This is a genomic window from Rothia nasimurium (genome assembly GCF_928381415.1).
Taxonomy (GTDB): Bacteria; Actinomycetota; Actinomycetes; order Actinomycetales; family Micrococcaceae; genus Rothia; species Rothia nasimurium_H.
In genome coordinates this window covers 157,057-175,097 of the sequence record NZ_CAKMSF010000003.1, presented here as the reverse complement: position 1 = coordinate 175,097, position 18,041 = coordinate 157,057, and the positions used below count along the sequence as shown (strand labels likewise).

The window sequence follows — 18,041 nt, the reverse complement described above, 5'->3', positions numbered from 1 at the left end:
CACCCTCTGCCTGCCTACTAGAACCGCCCCTAGAGACAAGCAGAAAGCAACCCCACACAGGAAAGTAGGAAAAATGAACAACCCGATTAAGCCCGGTTCATTTACCACCACCACCCAGGGTGCCCCCGTTGCCTCAGACAACGACTCCCTGACCGTAGGTGCCGACGGCCCCATCGTCCTGCACGACGCTTACACCGTCGAAAAGCTCGCCCAGTTCAACCGCGAGCGCGTCCCCGAGCGTGTCGTACACGCTAAGGGCACTGGCGCCTTCGGTGTCTTTGAGACCACCGAAGATGTCTCCAAGTACACCCGCGCAGCTCTCTTCCAGCCCGGTGTATCCACCGAGATGCTGATTCGTTTCTCCACCGTTGCCGGTGAGCAGGGTTCACCCGACACCTGGCGCGATCCCCGCGGTTTTGCGGTCAAGTTCTACACCACCGAGGGTAACTACGACCTGGTCGGTAACAACACCCCCATCTTCTTCATCCGCGACGCCATCAAGTTCCCCGACTTCATCCACTCCCAGAAGCGTCTGCCCGGCAACGGCCTGCGCAACAACGACATGCAGTGGGACTTCTGGAGCCTTCGCACCGAGTCAGCCCACCAGGTAACCTGGCTCATGGGTGACCGCGGCATCCCCGCTACCCTGCGCCACATGGACGGCTTCGGTTCACACACCTACCAGTGGATCAACGCCGAAGGTGAGCGTTTCTGGGTCAAGTACCACTTCAAGACCGACCAGGGCAACGACTTCCTGACCGGTGCTGACGCTGAGCGTATCGCTGGCGAAAACGCTGACTACCACCGTCAGGACCTCTACGAGGCTATCGAGCGCGGCGAGTTCCCCTCATGGACTCTCTACGTTCAGGTCATGCCCTACGAGGACGCCAAGACCTACCGCTTCAACCCCTTCGACCTGACCAAGGTCTGGCCCCACGCTGACTACCCCCTGATCAAGGTGGGTAAGATGACCCTGAACAAGAACCCCGAGAACTTCTTCGCTCAGATTGAGCAGGCTACCTTCTCACCCTCCAACTTCGTTCCGGGTATCGCAGCCTCCCCCGACAAGATGCTGCTGGGCCGTATCTTCTCCTACCCCGATGCACACCGCTACCGTGTGGGCACCAACTTCGCTGACCTGCCCGTCAACTACGCGAAGAACGCTGAAGTGAACAACTACAGCCAGGACGGCGCTATGCGCTACACCTTCAACAGCCCCGATACCCCCGTCTATGCCCCCAACACCTTCGGTGGCCCCCACGCTAACGCTGCCCGCGCCGGTGAGGGTTCTTGGGAAGCTGATGGCGCCCTGGTTCGCGCTGCTGCCACCCTGCACGCTGAAGACGATGACTTCGGCCAGGCCCGCACCCTCTACGCCGATGTCATGGACGATGCCGCTAAGGCCCGTCTGGTTGAGAACATCGCGGGTCACGTTGGCGCTGTTGTCTCTGACGAGATTCGTGAGCGTGCCTTCAAGTACTGGGATTCAGTCCACGAAGAGCTCGGTGCCCGCGTCCGTGAAGCCTACAAGCACAACAACGAGAAGAACGACGAGCCTACTCCCCAGACCACCTAAGGTCTGCGGCCGAGCCTAGCTTGTCGTGAAGAAGCCGCCCCCGGCGTCCTTTTGGGTAAGGACGTCGGGGGCGGCTTTTCATGTCCGGCACACGGCAGGGAACTTACTCGCCTCCGGGTGAGAATGTGTGGTGTTAGACGGCGATATGTTTGGGGGTATCTTCTTCGTCGCGTTCCTTCTTCTCAAAGGGCCACCACCAGGCAGCGTCACCCAGCATATACATGGTGGCTGGGATAAAGGTGGTGCGGATCAGGAAGGCATCCATGGCGACGCCCAGGGCCAGGGCGAAGCCGATGGGGCGCACTGCGGTGAGGTGGGAGAAGATGAATCCGGCGAAAACAGCGACCATGATGACGCCGCAGGCGGTGACAACGGCGCCACCTTGCTTGTAGCCCAGTACGACGGCATCGCCTGCCGAGTGGCCCTTGTGGTGGGCGTCGCGCATGCCCGAGACGATGAAGATTTGGTAGTCGACCGAGAGGCCAAACAGGATGCCGATGAGCAGGATGGGCAGGAAGGCCAGGATAGGCCCGGGCTGGGTAACACCGAAGATGTCAGCTAGCCAGCCCCACTGGTAAACAGCGACGACGGCTCCGAACGATGCCAGGGTAGACAGCAGGAAGCCGATAGTGGCCATGACCGGCACGATGATGGAGCGGAATACAAAGGCCATCAGGACCAGGCAAAGGGCAATCACGACCCCGAGGTAGAGCGGGATAGAGCTTGAGATACGTTCTGAAATCTCGATGTTGGCTACGGTGGAGCCGGTCAGGCCGATGGTGGTTGCGGTAGCTTTTTCGGTGGCCTCCAGTTTGTCGTTCATGGCATGAACGGTGGCGAGGGTGCTGTCTGCCGAGGGCCCTTCACTGGGGAAGAAGGCCAAAATGGCGGTGGCGTTGTCGTCACTGGTAGCGACGATAGCGACGCTTTCGATTTTATTGTTTTTGAGGCGGTCTGCCACGTCGAGGGCGACATCGCGCAGGCGGGCTTCGTCGCCGGGGACGGTGAGGGTAAGTCCCGCGATGATAGGCCCGTTGACGCCTTCACCGAACTTTTCGGAGATGGTCTGGTAGGCCTGGTAGGAGGTTGAGTCGGTGGCCTGGTAGGAGCCGTCGGGCAGGCCCAGTCGGAGGGAGGTGGTGGGGATAATCGCCAGTACCAGCACAGCTACCGAAACGAGGGTCATAGCAATGGGGTGGCGGGTCACGAAGCCTCCCCAGCCCTTGTAGGCGGCTTCGATTTCGGCGAAGGCTTCACGGCGGTTACGGGGTACCTGGATTTCCTGGGTGCGGGCCAGGTTGAGCTGCTTCAGTTCCTCTCGTTGAGCGCGGGTGAGGACGCGGGTGCCCAGCAGGCTCAGGACGGCCGGTACCAGGGTGAGCGAGGAAGCCACGACGAGGGCTACGGCAAAGGCACCGGCGAAGCCCATGATGGCGAGGAAGGGTAGGCCTGTCAGACAAAGGGCAGACAGCGCGATGATGTTAGTCATTCCGGCAAAGAGCACGGAGTGACCTGCTGTTGAGTTAGCGGTGCCTACTGCGTCCAGCACGTCTTCTCCGTCGCGTAGTTCTTCGCGGAAGCGGTAGAGAATCAGCAGGGCGTAGTCGATACCGACGCCAAGACCCAGCATGAGGGCGAGGACGGGGTCGGTGGCAGTCATACCGATGAAGGCAGTACTGGTGTAGACCAGGGCAACGGCGGTTCCGGCTCCGATGAGGGCAAGCACCAGGGGTAGACCGGCAGCTACGACCGCCCCCAGAGTAATCAGCAGGACGATAAAGGCTACAACCAGGCCAATAATTTCTGAGATACCAAAGACGTCGCTGACGTCCTGGTCGAGTTCGTAGCTGTAGTTGACGGTCAGGCCTGTGTCTTTGAGCGTGTCAAAGGTGCTAAAGACTTCTTCCCGCACCGAGGTAGACAGGGAGTTGGTGTCCTGGTTAAAGGCGATATTGACGATTGCAGCGGTACCGTCTTCGCTCACCATGTTCGCGTCCGCCGCCGCATCAAGTTCGCGCTGGGCAGCATCGACCTTATCCTGGTTCGATCGCAGGGTGGTGCGGGCTTGCGCCAGGGCGGTTTCTTGAGCCGCCAGGTCGGGGGCTAGTGCCGCAATTTCTTCTGAGCTCAGCCCCTGAGGTAGGGCTGCTTTAGCGGCATCTAGCTGGGCCTGTCCCTCATCAATTTGCGCCTTGGCTTGGGCCAGCTGGGCTTTAGCGTCCTCAAGTTGTACGGACGCCTGGGTCACCGCATCTGCTGCCACGAAGGGGTCAAGGGAACCAGCAACCTCGGGCAGCTGGTCGATCGTAGTAACAGCCTGGGCGATTGCCTGCTTCTGGGTGTCATCGAAACCGTTGTCGGCTTCAAGAACCACGTAGCCGCTAGAGATACCGTTGTCGGGAATCTTGGCTTGAAGGTCTTCCCGCACAGCTTCAAAAGAAGCCCCCGGCATGGTGTAGTTAGCCGTTGCACCGCGTGCTAGGGTCAGTGCCCCAACGGCTGCAAGAATCAGAAGTACCAGCCATATCACGATGGTGGCTCGGGCATGACGAGCCGCGGTGAGGCCGAGCGTGCGCAGGGCGCCTGTCATGGGGGAACTCCTGAAGTAAGGGGGTGGGGGTTTACTGAGATTCTACTACTGAAATGAGCTGGCGCACCTGTTCCATAGGGAGAGTGGCGTGGGGTGCCAGGGCATTGATGCGTACAGCGCTACTTTCACCGGCGGCAAAGAGTTTGAGGGCCTCGAGTGCCGGGGCGCTACGTACCACCAGGGTCGGGTCAAGAGCGGCAACTTCGGCAGCTGTTGTAAAGACTAAGGCGACGTTTTCTTCGCTGTCATCGTCTTTCTTAAGCATGACAGGGTGGCCTACCGGGTCATCTGCACGCACACCCAGCAGGAGCACAGACGCAGGGGCTGTGAGAGCCATCAGCAGATCATGCATATTTTCTTCAACGAGAGCTCGCTGGGCAGGCATGTTATGCGGGGACCCAATCACCCACTGGATCTGGGCTTTTTCAATAAAGCACTCGTGCTCGCTACCGGGGTCCAGCACCAGCACATCTATTGTTTCGTCGTGGGCTACCTGTAGGAAAACCTTCATGGCGTGTTCTACCACCAGGCGGGGGTGAGGGGCGTTCAGCACCTGAGCTGAGTAGGTTTTAGCAGGTTCAGTTGCTGAGTAGGCGGTCAGTGCCCTCATTCCGTTAGCGAGGCGCAGCACCTGGTAGTTGAGCTGAGGGGTACCCTCAGGAGTCACCGTGCTCTGGGAGATATCCATGATGAGATTGCCGCCCTGGGCGGTGCGGACGACGTTCGCTAAGGACTGCTCGCTCCTGGCGGTTGCGAAGCCCGCCAGGGCCTCAGTCAGATAGCGGTTGACGGGGCCTACAGGCAGGGCACCTTCCCCACCGGTTTCAGCGAAACCTGCGCCCCGGCGTCCTGCCAGACGCACGGCAGCCCAGTCAGGCACGTGCTCGGGGTCGCGGGGGAAAAGTTCAAAGTGGGCGCGAATGTCGCGGGCACTCAGGCGGCCCTCGCCGTTCCAGTCCACCGGCTCGTGGGCACGGTCGTAGGACGCCCCAACCTGGTACTGGGGCTCAGGCCAATTGCTGGCGGTAATCACCACAGATGCGGTGAACCAGGTGCCCTCCCCCTCAACGAAAGAGGCGTGCTGCAGCTGTTCGATAGCGGGCAGTACCGGGCTATCTGACTTCACCGGGCCCACGGTACCCACATAGTCCTGCTCATCGCGTGATTCGGTAATACGCACAAAAACGGTCTCAGACAGGGGCTTGATATCGAGCACCAGCTCATTCCAGCCAGGTTCAACCTTGACCGTACCCAGCATCCAGCTACCGATAGCGTTCAGGGCATCTTGCACCATAGCGGGGCGTTCAATCTCGGTGTAACGGGGCGAAGAGGGCGACATACTGTTCCTGAAGGTTTGGGCGAAGCAAAACCCTGCGCGGCGCTACACACTTAGCAGGGCCACAGGGTGCGAGTTATCTCCCCTATTAAACCAAGAAACTACCCGCCCCGGGGCAGAGTACACCGCCCTTCTCACTGAGTGATTCACCCCCAGTTGCAGGAAGGTAGCTGAATATGTCAGAAATTCAAGCTCTTACCGCGGCAAAAAGGTGCGGGAGCCCCATAAGAGTTGCTAGCCTTGACCGTATGACTACTACACTGCAGGATCTGATTGACGATTCAATCTTTATCTCCACCGAGTACCAGGCCCGTCTTGCTGAAATCAGCGGCGGCGCAGAATGGACGGTGGATTTCTCTGCACCGTCATTCACCCTCCAGTCTGATGCTTCCGTAAGCCTCACCCCCTACCTGCTGGGCACCGAATCTGAGAACCGCGGTTCCTGGATTTGGTCGTGGCAGGAGCTCGGTCACTTCCCCGACCGCGTCGTTTCGGCAGCAATCCAGGCGCGTGAAGGCGGAGCGAAGCACAGCATCTCTGAGCTCACCACCGATGAGCTCCCCCTCGACTCGGGTCTGGCCCGCAAACTGACCCTGGCCTCCAAGGCGCTGACCGGCGTCTACGCCCACTACCCCGTGACTGCCGGGGCAGGCGTCCGTGCCTGGATTCTGCTCGATGGCAGCCAGCTTGAACTTGAGGCTCCCACCGTCAACCGTATGGGCCAGGTGATGGCGCAGGCCCTGCAGACCGGCACCGCCGTGAACCACCTGCGCGCCGTAGATTCCTACGCCAAGCTGCGCGGTGCCCACATTGCCTGGGACACCGAGGCAACCGCCGTCATCACCGCTTCGGACGGCGCCCTGCGCCTCTGGTTCGACAACGGCAAGATCTCGGGTATCGAGGCTGCTGAGCCCCAGGCTGGGGCCGACGAGCTGGCTCGCCTGGCTCAGAGCGCCCGCGACCTGCGCGAACAGCTTGCTGCTGAGCGTCAGGGCATCGAAGCAGTAGCAGCCCAGGAGGCCGCTGCCCAGGTCGCAGCCCGCGAAGAGGCTAACCGCCTGGCCGCTGAAGAAGCTGCCCGCGAAGACGAAGCCCGCGCCGAAGCTGCCCGCGCAGCCGAGGCTGAAGCTCTGGCCGCTGAACAGGCCGCCATCGAAGCTCGCGAGGCTGAAATTGCTGCCGCTGAAGAGCGCGCTGCAGCTGAAGCAGCTGAGGCCGAGCGTCTCGAGAAGGAACGCGCCGAGCAGGCAGCTCGCGAGGAAGAGGTCGAAGGTACCATCACTACCGACCGCGTCTACCCCAACGCCGAGCAGCCCTACGACCGCGAGCCTGCCGAGGACGCCCGCCCCGGCCGCGTCACCACCAGCGCTATCGCCGACGAGGACATCGTGCGCGATGAGCATACTCAGGTAGAAGAGCCCGCAGCGTCCTCTATTGCCGCCGAGCAGGTTATCGAAGAAGCTGAGACCGATCAGGCTCCTGCCGGTTACGAGCAGGTTGATGAACCTGCCCGCCCTGCCTCAGAGATTCGCCTGGCTGGCCAGGCCCCCGACCTTGAGGCTGAGCGCGCAGAAGCTGCGACCAAGCCCAAGCCTAAGGAAGAAAAGAAGGGCTTCTTCAGCCGCTTCTTCGGCCTCTAGGCCCTCGCATAGAGCACCTGTCAGTGGCTACCCGGTCTACCGGGTAGCCACTTTCTCGTAGCGCCACCGGCCCGCCTCGCTGCAGGCCGCAGGCGCCCACCACTCCAAGCACCCACCACCGAGAGAAGCACGAGGAAGACAGCGGTGAGCACAGCCAAAAACGAGCAGGTAGTAGGCGGCCTCTACGCCTTTTTCTGCTACCTGATCTGGGGGCTCTTCCCCCTCTACTTCATGCTGACAGCACCAGCCACTCCCCTAGAAATTGTGGCGGGCCGGGTACTCTTTTCGCTGGTCTTCTGTTTAGCCCTGCTCCCGCTCACCCGGCAGGTCAAAAACCTGCTGACGGTGCTAGGCAACCTGCGCCAGGTCGGCCTTCTACTGGTCGCTAGCTTGCTTATCTTCGGCAACTGGCTGCTCTACGTCATTGCCACCACCAGTAACAACGTCATGGAAGCCTCCCTGGGCTACTACATCAACCCCATTGTCTCGGTCGCCCTAGGCGTCGTCTTCCTGGGTGAGCGCCTGCGCCCCCTCCAGTGGGCCGGTATCGGTGTTGCTGCGCTCGCGGTGCTGGTGATGGTGGTCTTTTACGGCTCAGTCCCTTGGCTGGGCCTGGGGTTGGCTTTCACTTTCGGCTTCTACGGGCTGGTCAAGAAACGGATTGGGGCGGTGCCGGCCCTGGTCTCTTTGACCATGGAGACCCTGCTCCTAACCCCGCTGGCAGCTGTGCTGATGTGGTACTTTGCGCACAGCGGTCAGCTTACCCTGCTGACAGAAGGCCCGGCCCATTTCTGGATTCTGGTAGCCAGCGGCGTCCTCACGGCAGTGCCCCTGCTTCTCTTTGCGGGAGCCGCTGCCCGCGTCCCGCTCTCTGTGCTGGGCATGGTGCAGTATGTTGGCCCTACCCTGCAATTCCTCGTTGCCCTGTTCGTGACCCAGGAACACCTCTCAGCAGGCCGCTGGGCAGGCTTCGTGCTGGTGTGGGTCGCCGCGGCCTTCTTCATCACCGACTCCCTGCTCACCCAGCGCAGGGTACGTGCCCAGCAGCCGTCCGCCGAGGTCCCTTCTCCCGATACCAACACAGGTATGCTGCCCCAGATCAAGAACGACTAGGCAAGGCCCAAGTCGGCTGAGACAGCTCCACAGAAAAACAAGCACATAAAAGCAGCCCAGGCCCGCAATCAAGGGGTCTGGGCTGCTTTTATGCTCTGGCGGTGCTGAACCTACTGGGCGGTGGGGTTGAGCACGCGGGAGAGGAAGAGCTGGGTGCGCTCGTGCTGGGGGTTGCCGATGACGGCGTCGGAGGGGCCCTCTTCGACGACCACGCCGCCGTCCATGAAGACCACGCGGTCAGCCACATCGCGGGCGAAAGCCATCTCGTGGGTTACCACGATCATGGTCATACCCTCGGCAGCAAGCTGGCGCATGATGGAGAGCACGTCGCCCACGGTCTCGGGGTCAAGAGCACTGGTGGGCTCGTCAAAGAGCATGAGGGCGGGGTTCATGGAGAGAGCGCGGGCGATAGCGACGCGCTGCTGCTGGCCACCGGAGAGCTGGTCGGGGTGGCGGGCTGCCTTATCGGCCAGGCCTACCTTTTCGAGGTTGGCCAGGGCGATTTCTTTAGCTTCGGCCTTAGAGCGCTTGAGCACCTTGACCTGGGCAACGGTGCAGTTTTCGAGCACGGTCAGGTGGGGGAAGAGGTTGAACTGCTGAAAAACCATACCCACGGAGCGGCGCATGGCGTCGATATCAACATCGGGGTCGGTCACCGAGTGACCGGCCACCTCGATGCTGCCGGAGTTAGGGGTTTCGAGCAGGTTGACGCAGCGGAGCAGGGTGGACTTGCCCGAGCCGGAGGGGCCGATCAGGCAGACGACCTCGCCGGGGGCTACCGACATGTCGATGCCCTTGAGCACTTCGACGTCGCCGTAGGACTTATACAGGTTGGTGATGGTGACGGACGCTGGTGCGGTCTGGAGAGTCATGGCTGGTTCTTCCTGGGGTAGGTGGGTGCTTTACTTGCGGGAGCGGGCCTTGGCGCGCTTTTCGAAGTGGCGGGCGAGGAAGCCCAGCGGGACAGTGATAATCAGGTAGCAGGCGCCTGCCAGGACGAGCGGGGTGAGGCCCGCACCGGAGCCCGAGATGCCCTCACGGCCGAACTTGGTCAGTTCGTACTGGGCTACCGACATACCGAGCAGGTAGACCAGGGAGGAGTCCTTGGTGAGCAGGATAATCTCGTTGGTGAGCGGGGGCAGGACGATGCGGAAGGCCTGGGGGATGATAACGGTGACCATGGCCCGGGTGTGGCTCATACCCAGGGAGCGGGCGGCCTCGTACTGGCCCTTGGGCACAGCTTCAAGACCGGCACGCAGGACCTCACCGATGTAGGCCGCTGAGACCATGCCCAGGGCTAGCATAACGGTGACGTAGTTGTTCAGGCGCAGGCCAAAGGCCAGGGGAATACCGTAGCCGAAGGCAATGAAGACCAGAAGGGCGGGCAGGCCGCGGAAAAGCTCAATGTAGATGGAGGCTAACCAGCGATAGGGGGCAACTGAGGAAATCTTCATCAGGGCCAGCAGGACACCGCCAGCTAGACCCACCACGAAGCCCAGAGCCGTATAAATCAGGGTGTTCTTGAGGGCTACTGTGATGATGTTGGGAAACTGCTGAGCAATAATCTCGGGGTTGAAGGCCTTATCGCGCAGGGTGCCCCAGTCGGCCAGCACAATGACAAGAAGTGCGATGATGGCCAGCAGGGCGTACTGAGCGTAGCGGGCGTAGGTTTGTTTCTGCCGGGTCGACAGGGCCATGGGTGGTTTTCCTTTGCTTGTGCCGGTTGCCCGGGCATAGGTCTTCGAGAACTAGATGAACGGGGAAGGGGTAGGCTGCGCCTGCGCTAGCCTACCCCCGTTGGTGAGCTTGGGTTTATGCTAACCCTCTGGGCCCGATTACTGGGATACGCCCAGGTACTTCTCGCGCAGATCTGCCAGGCGGCCGTCCTCTTCCATCTTCTGGAGGGTGGCGTTGGCTGAATCCAGCAGGGCGGTGTTCTCGGTTGCTACGGCACCGGCAATCTGCTCGCCGGTCTCGATTTCCTGGACCACGGAGAGGGAGGAGTCTGAGGTCAGCATTTCAGAAAGAACAGTGATGTTACCGACGATGGCATCGACCTGGCCGGTCTGAACTGCCTGGAGCAGCAGGCCGTTGTCCTCGTACTGAACGGTGTTGGCGCCAGCTTCCTGGGAGTACTTTTCACCGCTGGTTGCCTGCTGAACACCGATGTTGCGACCAGAGAGGTCAGCATCGCTCTTGATGTCGGAGCCAGCGGGAACGAGGATCGCCAGGTTGTCATCGACGTAGGAGTCGGTGAAGTTCATGACGGTCTTGCGCTCATCGGTGATGGTGATACCAGAGAGGGCAATGTCGCACTGGTTCGATGAAAGAGCTACGCCCGATTGGATGCCCTCGAAGCTGGTGGTGAACATTTCGGCTTCGACGCCCAGGTCTGAGGCGATAGCTGCTGCGATGTCGGCATCCAGACCAACGATCTTGCCGTCTTCTTCGTATTCGAAAGGAGCGTAGGGAGGGTTGGTGCAGACAGTCAGCTTGCCCTCTGAAACCAGGGAAACCCCTGACTCGGTGGTAGCGCCGGTTCCGGAAGAACCGCAAGCGGTGAGCATCAGAGCAGCGGCTGCAAGTGCGAAGGGGGCCTTCTTCATGGTGTACCTCGTATCTAAAACTGTGTAGGTGCGATGTGCTTTGAGCTTTATTCTGCCCCGCTATGCGTAAAAATGCAAACCTATGCATGAATATTCATTATGAATTTTTCACACGCCCCCAAGGTGAGCTTTAGCGGCAAACATGACAAAATAGGCAGGGTGAACCGAGCAGACCTTAACAAAAAGACCACCGACATCTCATCCATGTTCGATCAGGTAGCCGAACGCTACGACCTGATGAACGGCATTATGTCGCTGGGCCAGCACATTTACTGGCGTAAACAGACCGTCGCCGCTGTGGACGCCCGCCCCGGCCAGAAGGTGCTTGACGTCGCCGCCGGAACCGGCACCTCGTCCGAACCCTTTGCCGACGCCGGTGTTAAGGTCATCGCCGCTGACCTCTCCGAGGGCATGCTGGCCGTAGGCCGCCGCCGCCGCCCCGACATCGAGTTCGTCCAGGCAGACGTCACCGCCCTCCCCTTTGCTGACGAAGAGTTTGACGCCGTCACTATGAGCTACGGCCTGCGCAACGTCGCCGACTACCCCCAGGCCCTGCGCGAGCTCTACCGCGTGACCAAGCCCGGCGGACGCATCGTCATCAACGAGTTCTCCACCCCCACCTTCGCCCCCTTCCGCGCCATCTACCGCAACTACATCATGAAGCTGATTCCACCGATTGCGCGCAAGGTCTCTTCTAACCCCGAAAGCTACGAATACCTGGCTGAGTCCATCCTGGCCTGGCCCGCCCAGGACGAGCTGGCCCGCCACTTCACCGAAGCAGGCTGGCAGAACGTTCAGTACAAGAACCTGACCGGCGGCATCGTAGCCCTGCACCGCGCTTATAAGCCCGAGCAGTAAACCCGGTAGACTTACACCAGCAGCTTGCCGCGGCTCTGGGCCGCAACCACCCACCGAAGAAATGTGAAAGACACCGTGACTGAACCCACCAGCTCCCCTATGAGCGTTGAAGCGCTCATGCCCGAAGCTGACTTCAACCTGCCCAAGGGGTTTGAACTCATTGCGCAGGACGCTGAACTCGGCCCCAAGATTCTTGAGGCCCTTTCTGAGGTTGAGCAGCGCCTAGAACGCGCGGTTGCCCAGACCAATCACCTGGCAGACGTAGCCTCCCGCCACCTGCTTTCTGCCGGTGGCAAGCGGGTGCGCCCCCTGCTCACCCTGCTGGCTGCTGAGGCCGGTGGTGGCATCAACGACCGGGTCATTGACGCGGCTGTTGTCGTTGAGCTGACTCACCTGGCCACCCTCTACCACGACGACGTTATGGACGACGCCCCCAAGCGCCGCGGTGTAGATACCGCCCAGAACATCTGGGGCAACTCGGTCGCTATTCTGACCGGCGACCTCATCTTCTCCCGCGCCTCCCTGATTGTTTCCGAACTGGGTGGCCGCGCTCTAGCTGTTCAGGCCCAGACCTTTGAACGCCTGGTACTGGGTCAGCTCTTTGAAACCACCGGCCCCGAGAAAAACGAAGACATTCTTAGCCACTACATTAAGGTCATCGAGGGCAAGACCGGCTCCCTCATCGCGGCAGCAGGCTCCTACGGCACTATCCTGTCTGACTCCCCCGAGGCAACCGTGCAGATGCTGGCCCGCTACGGCGAGCTGGTAGGCGTAGCCTTCCAGCTGGCCGACGACGTCATCGACGTCACCAGCTCGGGTGCGGCATCCGGCAAGACCCCCGGCACCGACCTGCGCGAGGGCGTCCCCACCCTGCCCACCATCCTGCTCGACCGGGCTGCCGCAACCGGCGACCTGGAAGCCCAGCACGTCCAGCAGCTGATTCAGGGCGATCTCACCAGCGACGAGGCTCTAGCCGAAGCCGTTGCAGCGCTTTCGGCCCACCCGGTCACCGCAGAAGCCTGGGAGATTGCCTATCAGTGGGCTGATGACGCTATCGCAGCCATCGAGCCCCTGCCCGACTCAGTGGTCAAGGAAGCCCTCAAGTCCTTCGCTCACGCCGTCGTCCACCGCGACGCCTAGAGCTAATCCCGGCGGGAAAACCGCCGGGATTTTTTTACCCAATTTTCTATCCACTATTTGAGATTTATTTATCACTTGCTAGCCTGAACCCACATACTACAAAAGATTCATTCACACTTAGCCCTGCGGAGGACTACTCACATGAGTTCAAACCCCACCTCGGCGCCCAAGAAACGCGAAGGCTTCTCAAGCCGCAAGGTCTTCATCTTTGCAGCTATCGGTTCAGCCGTTGGCCTCGGTAACATCTGGCGCTTCCCCTACGTCGCCTACGATAACGGCGGCGGCGCCTTCATGATCCCTTACCTGGTCGCCCTGCTGACCGCGGGTCTGCCCTTCCTCTTCTTTGACTACGTCATCGGTCACCGCGCCCGCGCGTCCTCTCCCCTGGCCTTCCGCCGCCTGAACCGCAAAACCGAGTTTATCGGCTGGTGGCATATGGGCATCAACTTCATCATCGCTATCTACTACGCAGCGATCCTCGCCTGGGCCGCCCGCTACTTCATCTACTCCTTCACCCATGCCTGGGGTGACGACCCGCAGACCTTCTTCTTCGCGGACGTCCTGCAGCTGGCTGACCCGGTCGCTCTCACCTTCGACTTCGTGCCCGGCATCCTCTACCCCCTGATCGGTATCTGGGTACTGCTGGCCCTCATCATGTCCCTGGGCGTACAGAAGGGCGTGGGCCTGGCTAACGTCTTCTTCATCCCCGTGCTGGTCATCATGTTCCTGGTTATGGTCGGCTACTCCCTGACCCTGGACGGTGCGATGACCGGCCTCGATGCCCTCTTCACCCCCGACTGGGCCGCTCTGACCGAGCCCGGCGTTTGGGTTGCAGCCTACGGCCAGATTTTCTTCTCCCTGTCCATCGGCTTCGGCATCATGATCACCTACGCCTCCTACCTGAAGAACAAGACCAACCTGACCGGATCCGGCGCGGTTGTGGGCTTCGCTAACTCCTCCTTCGAGCTGCTGGCCGGTATTGGCGTCTTCGCAGCCCTGGGCTTCATGGCAACCGCCGCTGGCACCCAGGTCTCCGAGGTCGCAACCTCAGGTATTGGCCTGGCCTTCATCGCCTTCCCCACCATCATCTCCCAGGCCCCCGGCGGCACCCTGATCGGTGTACTCTTCTTCGGCTCCCTGCTCTTTGCAGGCTTCACCTCCATGATCTCCATCGTTGAGGTAATCGTTGCCGGTGTTGAAGACAAGTTCAACCTGGGCCGTGTACGCTCCACCCTGCTGGTTATCGCTCCCATCGCGGTGATCTCCACCCTGCTCATGGCCACCACCTCCGGCCTCTACGTCCTGGATATCCTGGATAACTTCGTCAACCAGTTCGGCATCCTCGCCGCAGGCCTGGTCTCCATCTTCGTGGTTGCCTACCTGCTGCGCGCCCTGCCAATCTTCCGGGACCACCTCAACGAGCGTTCCTCCTGGAAGATGGGCAAGCTCTGGATGATCCTGCTGGCAGGCGTCACCCCCCTCATCCTGGGCTACTCCCTGATCAACACCTTCATCGGCCTGATCAACGAACCCTACGAGGGCTACCCCGACCAGATGCTCAACATCTTCGGCTGGGGCATGGTCATCGCCCTGCTGGTCGTAGCTATCATCATCTCCATGCTGCCCTGGTCTAAGACCTCCCGTGCAGCGCTGACTCCCCCGGCTCCCCCGGTTGCAGGCGGCAAGGTCGTCCACGGCCACGTAGACGCTACCGCCCAGTCGGCAGCCCAGTCAGCCACCGAAAAGGAAGGTGCCTAGCATGAGCTCCATCGCCATCGTTATGCTGATTGTTTCCATCGCCCTCATCTGGGGAGGCCTGGGCCTGGCCCTGGTTCAACTCTCCCGCAACCCCGACGAGTCGGGTAGCGAGGTAGAGACCGACGAGACCGCAGTTCCCTGGGCCTCCGAAACCGCCCAGAAGTAACCGGCTCTCCGCAGAGAAAAGCCCCTCCACACGCAGGTGTGGAGGGGCTTTTGCGTTAAGATTCAGCGCAGACGGGCGCCCGCAGGCTCGTAGCGAAGCTGCTGGCACCGGGGCTGGCGTGAATCGCTTGTGAGCGTCAGCGAACCAGCGAGAGGGTCGGCAGCGAGCATGAGCCTGCGGGCACCCGAGCCACGCCACTGCTAGAAGACCCTACGGCCGCACCACTCTGACGCTGATTCCGTTCTCGCCCCAGGCTGCTGCGAGTTCTTCGAGCTGGGCGGTGTGCGGGGTGGTGAAGAAGCGGCGGACGGCCGGGGCAAATTTCTCGTGCTGGGCTAGGTGGCCGTGCTCCAGGGTGGAGAAGATACCTCCTCCGCGGTCATCGTACACCCATACCTCGACCTGGGGTTTGCGCTCTAGCGGGCCGATGTTGAGAGATCCGGTGTCGTGGAGGAAAGTCAGGTCGCCTAGGAGTACTCGGACTGGGCGGTTGAGGGCCAGGGAGATGCCGGATGCGGTAGCGATGGTTCCGTCGATACCGGCGAGCCCGCGGTTGGCAAAGACCAGGGGGGAAGCTGCCAGGGAGGGGGCGATAAGGTCTAGATCGCGGATGAGATTAGATGACCCTACGACCAGTACCGAGTCATCATCAAGACATTCGTTCCAGGCTCTTTCGGCAAGGGCATAGCCTGCAGTGCGGTCGGCAGATTCAGCCCCGGGGTGATCGCCGGTTGTGTAGGTTCCTGCGTTGTAATCAGCTACTTGCTGGTTCAGGGCATGGGCCAGTTCTTGCCCGGCGTCGTTCCAGGAGCCTGCCCAGTCGTTCCCCTCTCGGGTGGTGGCTCTCTGGCTGGTGCCTGCGAAGTCGGCCAGTTCAACCAGGGTTGTCACTTCGTGTACATCTAGGGCTCCGGGTTCGTACCAGGGGGCAGGATGCGGCGTGTAGATGGCCCGCTTCACGGCTGGGTTGGCGAGAAGGGTGGCGATCGGGCGGGAGAGGGTGGGGTGACCGAAGATAACGGCCCGCTCAATCTGCCGCCCCAGGTCACCTGCTAGCACCTGCCGGTAGACGGGCACAGCCAGGGGCGAGAAGCGGGCATTCGATGAGGGCTCAGCCAGCAGGGGCAGACCCTGCTGCTGGGCGAAAGCCTGGGCGATGGGTCCTGCACCATCACCGGCAATGACGACGGTGCGGCGGGCGGTACCGGCGCCGTCCGTCCGCCTGGCTCCCTCGGTGGTGCCTGCGCGTAGCCAGCTAGCTGCGCTGGGGTCGGCGGGAGGTAGCGGGGTTGCAGGTGCCGGTGGGTTCTCAGCCAGTGAGCGCGCCCAGCGTTCTAAAATCTGCTGGTCAAGGGGGCTGGGGATGAGCGGGGTGTCAAGGGCCAGGTTAATCTGGACGGGGCCCTGCGGGGTGCTTGCGGGGGCATCCCAGTTGTCTGTTGAACGCCCGGTCAGGGCAGCGAGCGCCGCGTTGAGCTGGGCGCTCTGGGGGTCAGCGGGGTCGGCCGCGTAGTTTTCTAGGGTGCAGGACGCCCGGGTGTGGGCCGACGCTATATTGCGCTGGTCGGTGGTTTGGTTGGCCCCGGTGCCCTGGAGCCGGGCAGGGCGGTCGGCTGAGAGCAGGGCCAGGGGGACGCCAGCGTGGTAGGCCTCCATGAGGGCAGGTAGGCATTCGCCCACAGCGGTACCGCTGGTGGTGACCATGCCAACCGGCTGGCCACTGGCCTTGGCCAGTCCCAAGGCGGTGAAGGCGGCACTGCGCTCGTCGATACGCACGTGGGCCTCTAGTACCCCAGCCTGGTCTAGGGCTGCTAGGGCGTAGGCCAGGGGGGCGGAGCGTGAGCCCGGGGCTAGCACGACATGGCGCATGCCTGCCCGTACCAGGGTGTCGAGCACAGAAATTGCGGTCACGAATGAGGGGGAAGGTGCATCAGTCACCCCACCAGTTTACTCGCTGCGCTCAGCGCTGGGGCCAGGCCGGTTTTCCGCCAAGACCTTCTAGGAGGCAGGGCAGGCTTCGGTGGGCTAGGGCGGGCCCTAAGCTGCCGCCTGGTCTAATAGGCGGTAGCAGGCCTCGATACGGCGGTGCCACCAGGCGGTGCGTTCGGGGCTGGCTGCTGCCTCTTCGAGGAGCCGGGGGTCAGGGGCGATATCGCGCAGGGGCAGGTAGCCGTCTCGGGCTACGAGGGGGCTGGGGGTGACGTCCTGAGCCAGGAGGGAGACCGTGCCCAGCCCGCACCCGTAGGGCAACTGGGGCAGGGCAGCGGCTAGAGCCGCGCCGGTACGAATACCCACCGAACTTTCAAGAGCCGATGAGACAACCGCAGGTAGGGCGGCCTGCTCCACTAGCTCTAGGGCCCGTCTGACTCCTCCCAGGGGTGCGGCCTTAATAATCATCAGGTCAGCTGCTCCCAGGCGGGCGACCCGTAACGGGTCATCGGCCTTACGCACTGCCTCATCGGCGGCGATCAGTAGAGGGTTACCCCGGGCTCGCAGTGCCTCGCGTACCCGGGCCAGGCCCTCGATACCCGGCACAGGCTGCTCAGCGTAGAGCAGGTCGTAGTCGGATAGCTCATTGAGGGCGCGGACGGCCTGGGCCTCGGTCCAGCCGCCGTTCGCATCAATCTTCAGTCTGGCGTCTGGGCAGGCCGCGCGGACGGCCGCTACCCGGGCCAGGTCCTGGGCCAGGGATTCTTCAAAGGGCAGCCCGGCCTCAGCCACCTTGATTTTGATTTCCCGCACCTGCCCCTGGTAGCGGGCTAGCACGTCCTCTACCGCCTGAGCAGGCACCGCGGGCACCGTAGCATTGAGCGGAATGCTGGTACGCAGCGGTTGCGGGTAGGGCAGCCAGGCCGCCTCGATAGCGCAGGCTAGCCAAGCGGACGCCTCCACGGGCTCATATTCGAGGAAGGGGGCAAACTCGCCCCATCCTTCCGGCCCCTGAATCAGAGCGGTTTCACGTAGGCTGACACCGCGGAACTTCACCCGCATCGGCAGGGCTACTACACGGGTCGCCGACAAGATTTCTTCAAGCGGGGGCAGGGGAACGTTAAGGGGCAGGGGAACGTTAAGGGGCAGGGCGCTAGCTGTCATGTCTTCTAATCTACTCTTCTACCGCTTCTGCGGGGCTGTGTTCAGGTGCTCGCGCAACATTAGGGGTTCTCTCAGGAAAGTCCCATGTGAGTTTGTCACAATGGCAATGCAGGCTGAGCCTGTTCATCTCTAGCAGGGTCTAGGGCTGAAATAAGAGGCACGGCT

General features: G+C 61.7%; 14 protein-coding genes. 7 read left to right on the top strand and 7 right to left on the bottom strand.

What is annotated here, in order from left to right:
• Nucleotides 1-73: 73 nt before the first annotated feature.
• Nucleotides 74-1,576, top strand: a complete 1,503-nt coding sequence (locus L7A20_RS04385) for a catalase (RefSeq protein ID WP_237222538.1) — start codon at nt 74-76, stop codon at nt 1,574-1,576.
• 133 nt (nt 1,577-1,709) lie between these two features.
• Here L7A20_RS04385 and L7A20_RS04380 read toward each other — a convergent pair whose 3' ends face one another.
• Both L7A20_RS04380 and L7A20_RS04375 read right to left on the bottom strand, forming a co-directional pair.
• Entirely contained in the window at nt 1,710-4,166 is a 2,457-nt protein-coding gene (locus L7A20_RS04380) for an MMPL family transporter (RefSeq protein WP_237194845.1), read from the bottom strand.
• A 31-nt stretch (nt 4,167-4,197) separates the two neighbouring features.
• Nucleotides 4,198-5,505, bottom strand: coding sequence for an SseB family protein (locus L7A20_RS04375; protein ID WP_237222537.1), 1,308 nt, complete (start codon nt 5,503-5,505; stop codon nt 4,198-4,200).
• Between the two features lie 245 nt (nt 5,506-5,750).
• On the opposite strand from L7A20_RS04375, the gene L7A20_RS04370 reads away from it, so the two are divergent.
• Nucleotides 5,751-7,142, top strand: a complete 1,392-nt coding sequence (locus L7A20_RS04370; protein WP_237222536.1) for a DUF6882 domain-containing protein — start codon at nt 5,751-5,753, stop codon at nt 7,140-7,142.
• A gap of 144 nt (nt 7,143-7,286) precedes the next feature.
• Nucleotides 7,287-8,255 (top strand): EamA family transporter RarD, encoded by a 969-nt coding sequence (gene rarD, locus L7A20_RS04365; protein ID WP_237222535.1) that lies wholly within the window; start codon nt 7,287-7,289, stop codon nt 8,253-8,255.
• Nucleotides 8,256-8,365: 110 nt separating this feature from the next.
• On the opposite strand, the gene L7A20_RS04360 is transcribed toward rarD, so the two are convergent.
• The 3 genes from L7A20_RS04360 to L7A20_RS04350 form a co-directional block, all read right to left on the bottom strand.
• Entirely contained in the window at nt 8,366-9,127 is a 762-nt protein-coding gene (locus L7A20_RS04360; RefSeq protein ID WP_237222534.1) for an amino acid ABC transporter ATP-binding protein, read from the bottom strand.
• 30 nt (nt 9,128-9,157) lie between these two features.
• Entirely contained in the window at nt 9,158-9,952 is a 795-nt protein-coding gene (locus tag L7A20_RS04355; protein ID WP_237222533.1) for an amino acid ABC transporter permease, read from the bottom strand.
• Nucleotides 9,953-10,090: 138 nt separating this feature from the next.
• The gene (locus L7A20_RS04350; protein ID WP_237222532.1) at nt 10,091-10,861 is read right to left on the bottom strand and encodes an ABC transporter substrate-binding protein; all 771 of its coding nucleotides are present in this window, start codon (nt 10,859-10,861) and stop codon (nt 10,091-10,093) included.
• A 99-nt stretch (nt 10,862-10,960) separates the two neighbouring features.
• On the opposite strand from L7A20_RS04350, the gene L7A20_RS04345 reads away from it, so the two are divergent.
• The 4 genes from L7A20_RS04345 (at nt 10,961) to L7A20_RS04330 (ending at nt 14,783) form a co-directional block, all read left to right on the top strand.
• Nucleotides 10,961-11,719, top strand: coding sequence for a demethylmenaquinone methyltransferase (locus L7A20_RS04345; RefSeq protein ID WP_423817424.1), 759 nt, complete (start codon nt 10,961-10,963; stop codon nt 11,717-11,719).
• 99 nt (nt 11,720-11,818) lie between these two features.
• Nucleotides 11,819-12,859: a polyprenyl synthetase family protein gene (locus L7A20_RS04340; protein ID WP_237222643.1), complete on the top strand. Its 1,041-nt coding sequence runs from the start codon at nt 11,819-11,821 to the stop codon at nt 12,857-12,859.
• Nucleotides 12,860-13,000: 141 nt separating this feature from the next.
• The gene (locus tag L7A20_RS04335; RefSeq protein WP_237222531.1) at nt 13,001-14,617 is read left to right on the top strand and encodes a sodium-dependent transporter; all 1,617 of its coding nucleotides are present in this window, start codon (nt 13,001-13,003) and stop codon (nt 14,615-14,617) included.
• 1 nt (nt 14,618) lies between these two features.
• Nucleotides 14,619-14,783, top strand: coding sequence for a methionine/alanine import family NSS transporter small subunit (locus L7A20_RS04330; protein ID WP_237222530.1), 165 nt, complete (start codon nt 14,619-14,621; stop codon nt 14,781-14,783).
• A gap of 210 nt (nt 14,784-14,993) precedes the next feature.
• Here L7A20_RS04330 and menD read toward each other — a convergent pair whose 3' ends face one another.
• Nucleotides 14,994-16,721, bottom strand: coding sequence for a 2-succinyl-5-enolpyruvyl-6-hydroxy-3-cyclohexene-1-carboxylic-acid synthase (gene menD / locus L7A20_RS04325; protein WP_237222529.1), 1,728 nt, complete (start codon nt 16,719-16,721; stop codon nt 14,994-14,996).
• A 99-nt stretch (nt 16,722-16,820) separates the two neighbouring features.
• Nucleotides 16,821-17,876, bottom strand: coding sequence for an o-succinylbenzoate synthase (locus L7A20_RS04320; protein WP_237222528.1), 1,056 nt, complete (start codon nt 17,874-17,876; stop codon nt 16,821-16,823).
• Nucleotides 17,877-18,041 lie beyond the last annotated feature (165 nt).

Excerpts from the sequence above, each read along its gene's own strand:
- L7A20_RS04370 (WP_237222536.1), top strand. The coding sequence starts at position 5,751 with ATGACTACTACACTGCAGGATCTGATTGACGATTCAATCTTTATCTCC.
- L7A20_RS04350 (WP_237222532.1), bottom strand. The coding sequence starts at position 10,861 with ATGAAGAAGGCCCCCTTCGCACTTGCAGCCGCTGCTCTGATGCTCACC.
- L7A20_RS04375 (WP_237222537.1), bottom strand. The coding sequence starts at position 5,505 with ATGTCGCCCTCTTCGCCCCGTTACACCGAGATTGAACGCCCCGCTATG.
- L7A20_RS04330 (WP_237222530.1), top strand. The coding sequence starts at position 14,619 with ATGAGCTCCATCGCCATCGTTATGCTGATTGTTTCCATCGCCCTCATC.
- L7A20_RS04335 (WP_237222531.1), top strand. The coding sequence starts at position 13,001 with ATGAGTTCAAACCCCACCTCGGCGCCCAAGAAACGCGAAGGCTTCTCA.
- L7A20_RS04380 (WP_237194845.1), bottom strand. The coding sequence starts at position 4,166 with ATGACAGGCGCCCTGCGCACGCTCGGCCTCACCGCGGCTCGTCATGCC.
- L7A20_RS04345 (WP_423817424.1), top strand. The coding sequence starts at position 10,961 with ATGAATTTTTCACACGCCCCCAAGGTGAGCTTTAGCGGCAAACATGAC.
- L7A20_RS04340 (WP_237222643.1), top strand. The coding sequence starts at position 11,819 with ATGAGCGTTGAAGCGCTCATGCCCGAAGCTGACTTCAACCTGCCCAAG.
- L7A20_RS04355 (WP_237222533.1), bottom strand. The coding sequence starts at position 9,952 with ATGGCCCTGTCGACCCGGCAGAAACAAACCTACGCCCGCTACGCTCAG.
- L7A20_RS04320 (WP_237222528.1), bottom strand. The coding sequence starts at position 17,876 with ATGACAGCTAGCGCCCTGCCCCTTAACGTTCCCCTGCCCCTTAACGTT.
- L7A20_RS04360 (WP_237222534.1), bottom strand. The coding sequence starts at position 9,127 with ATGACTCTCCAGACCGCACCAGCGTCCGTCACCATCACCAACCTGTAT.
- L7A20_RS04385 (WP_237222538.1), top strand. The coding sequence starts at position 74 with ATGAACAACCCGATTAAGCCCGGTTCATTTACCACCACCACCCAGGGT.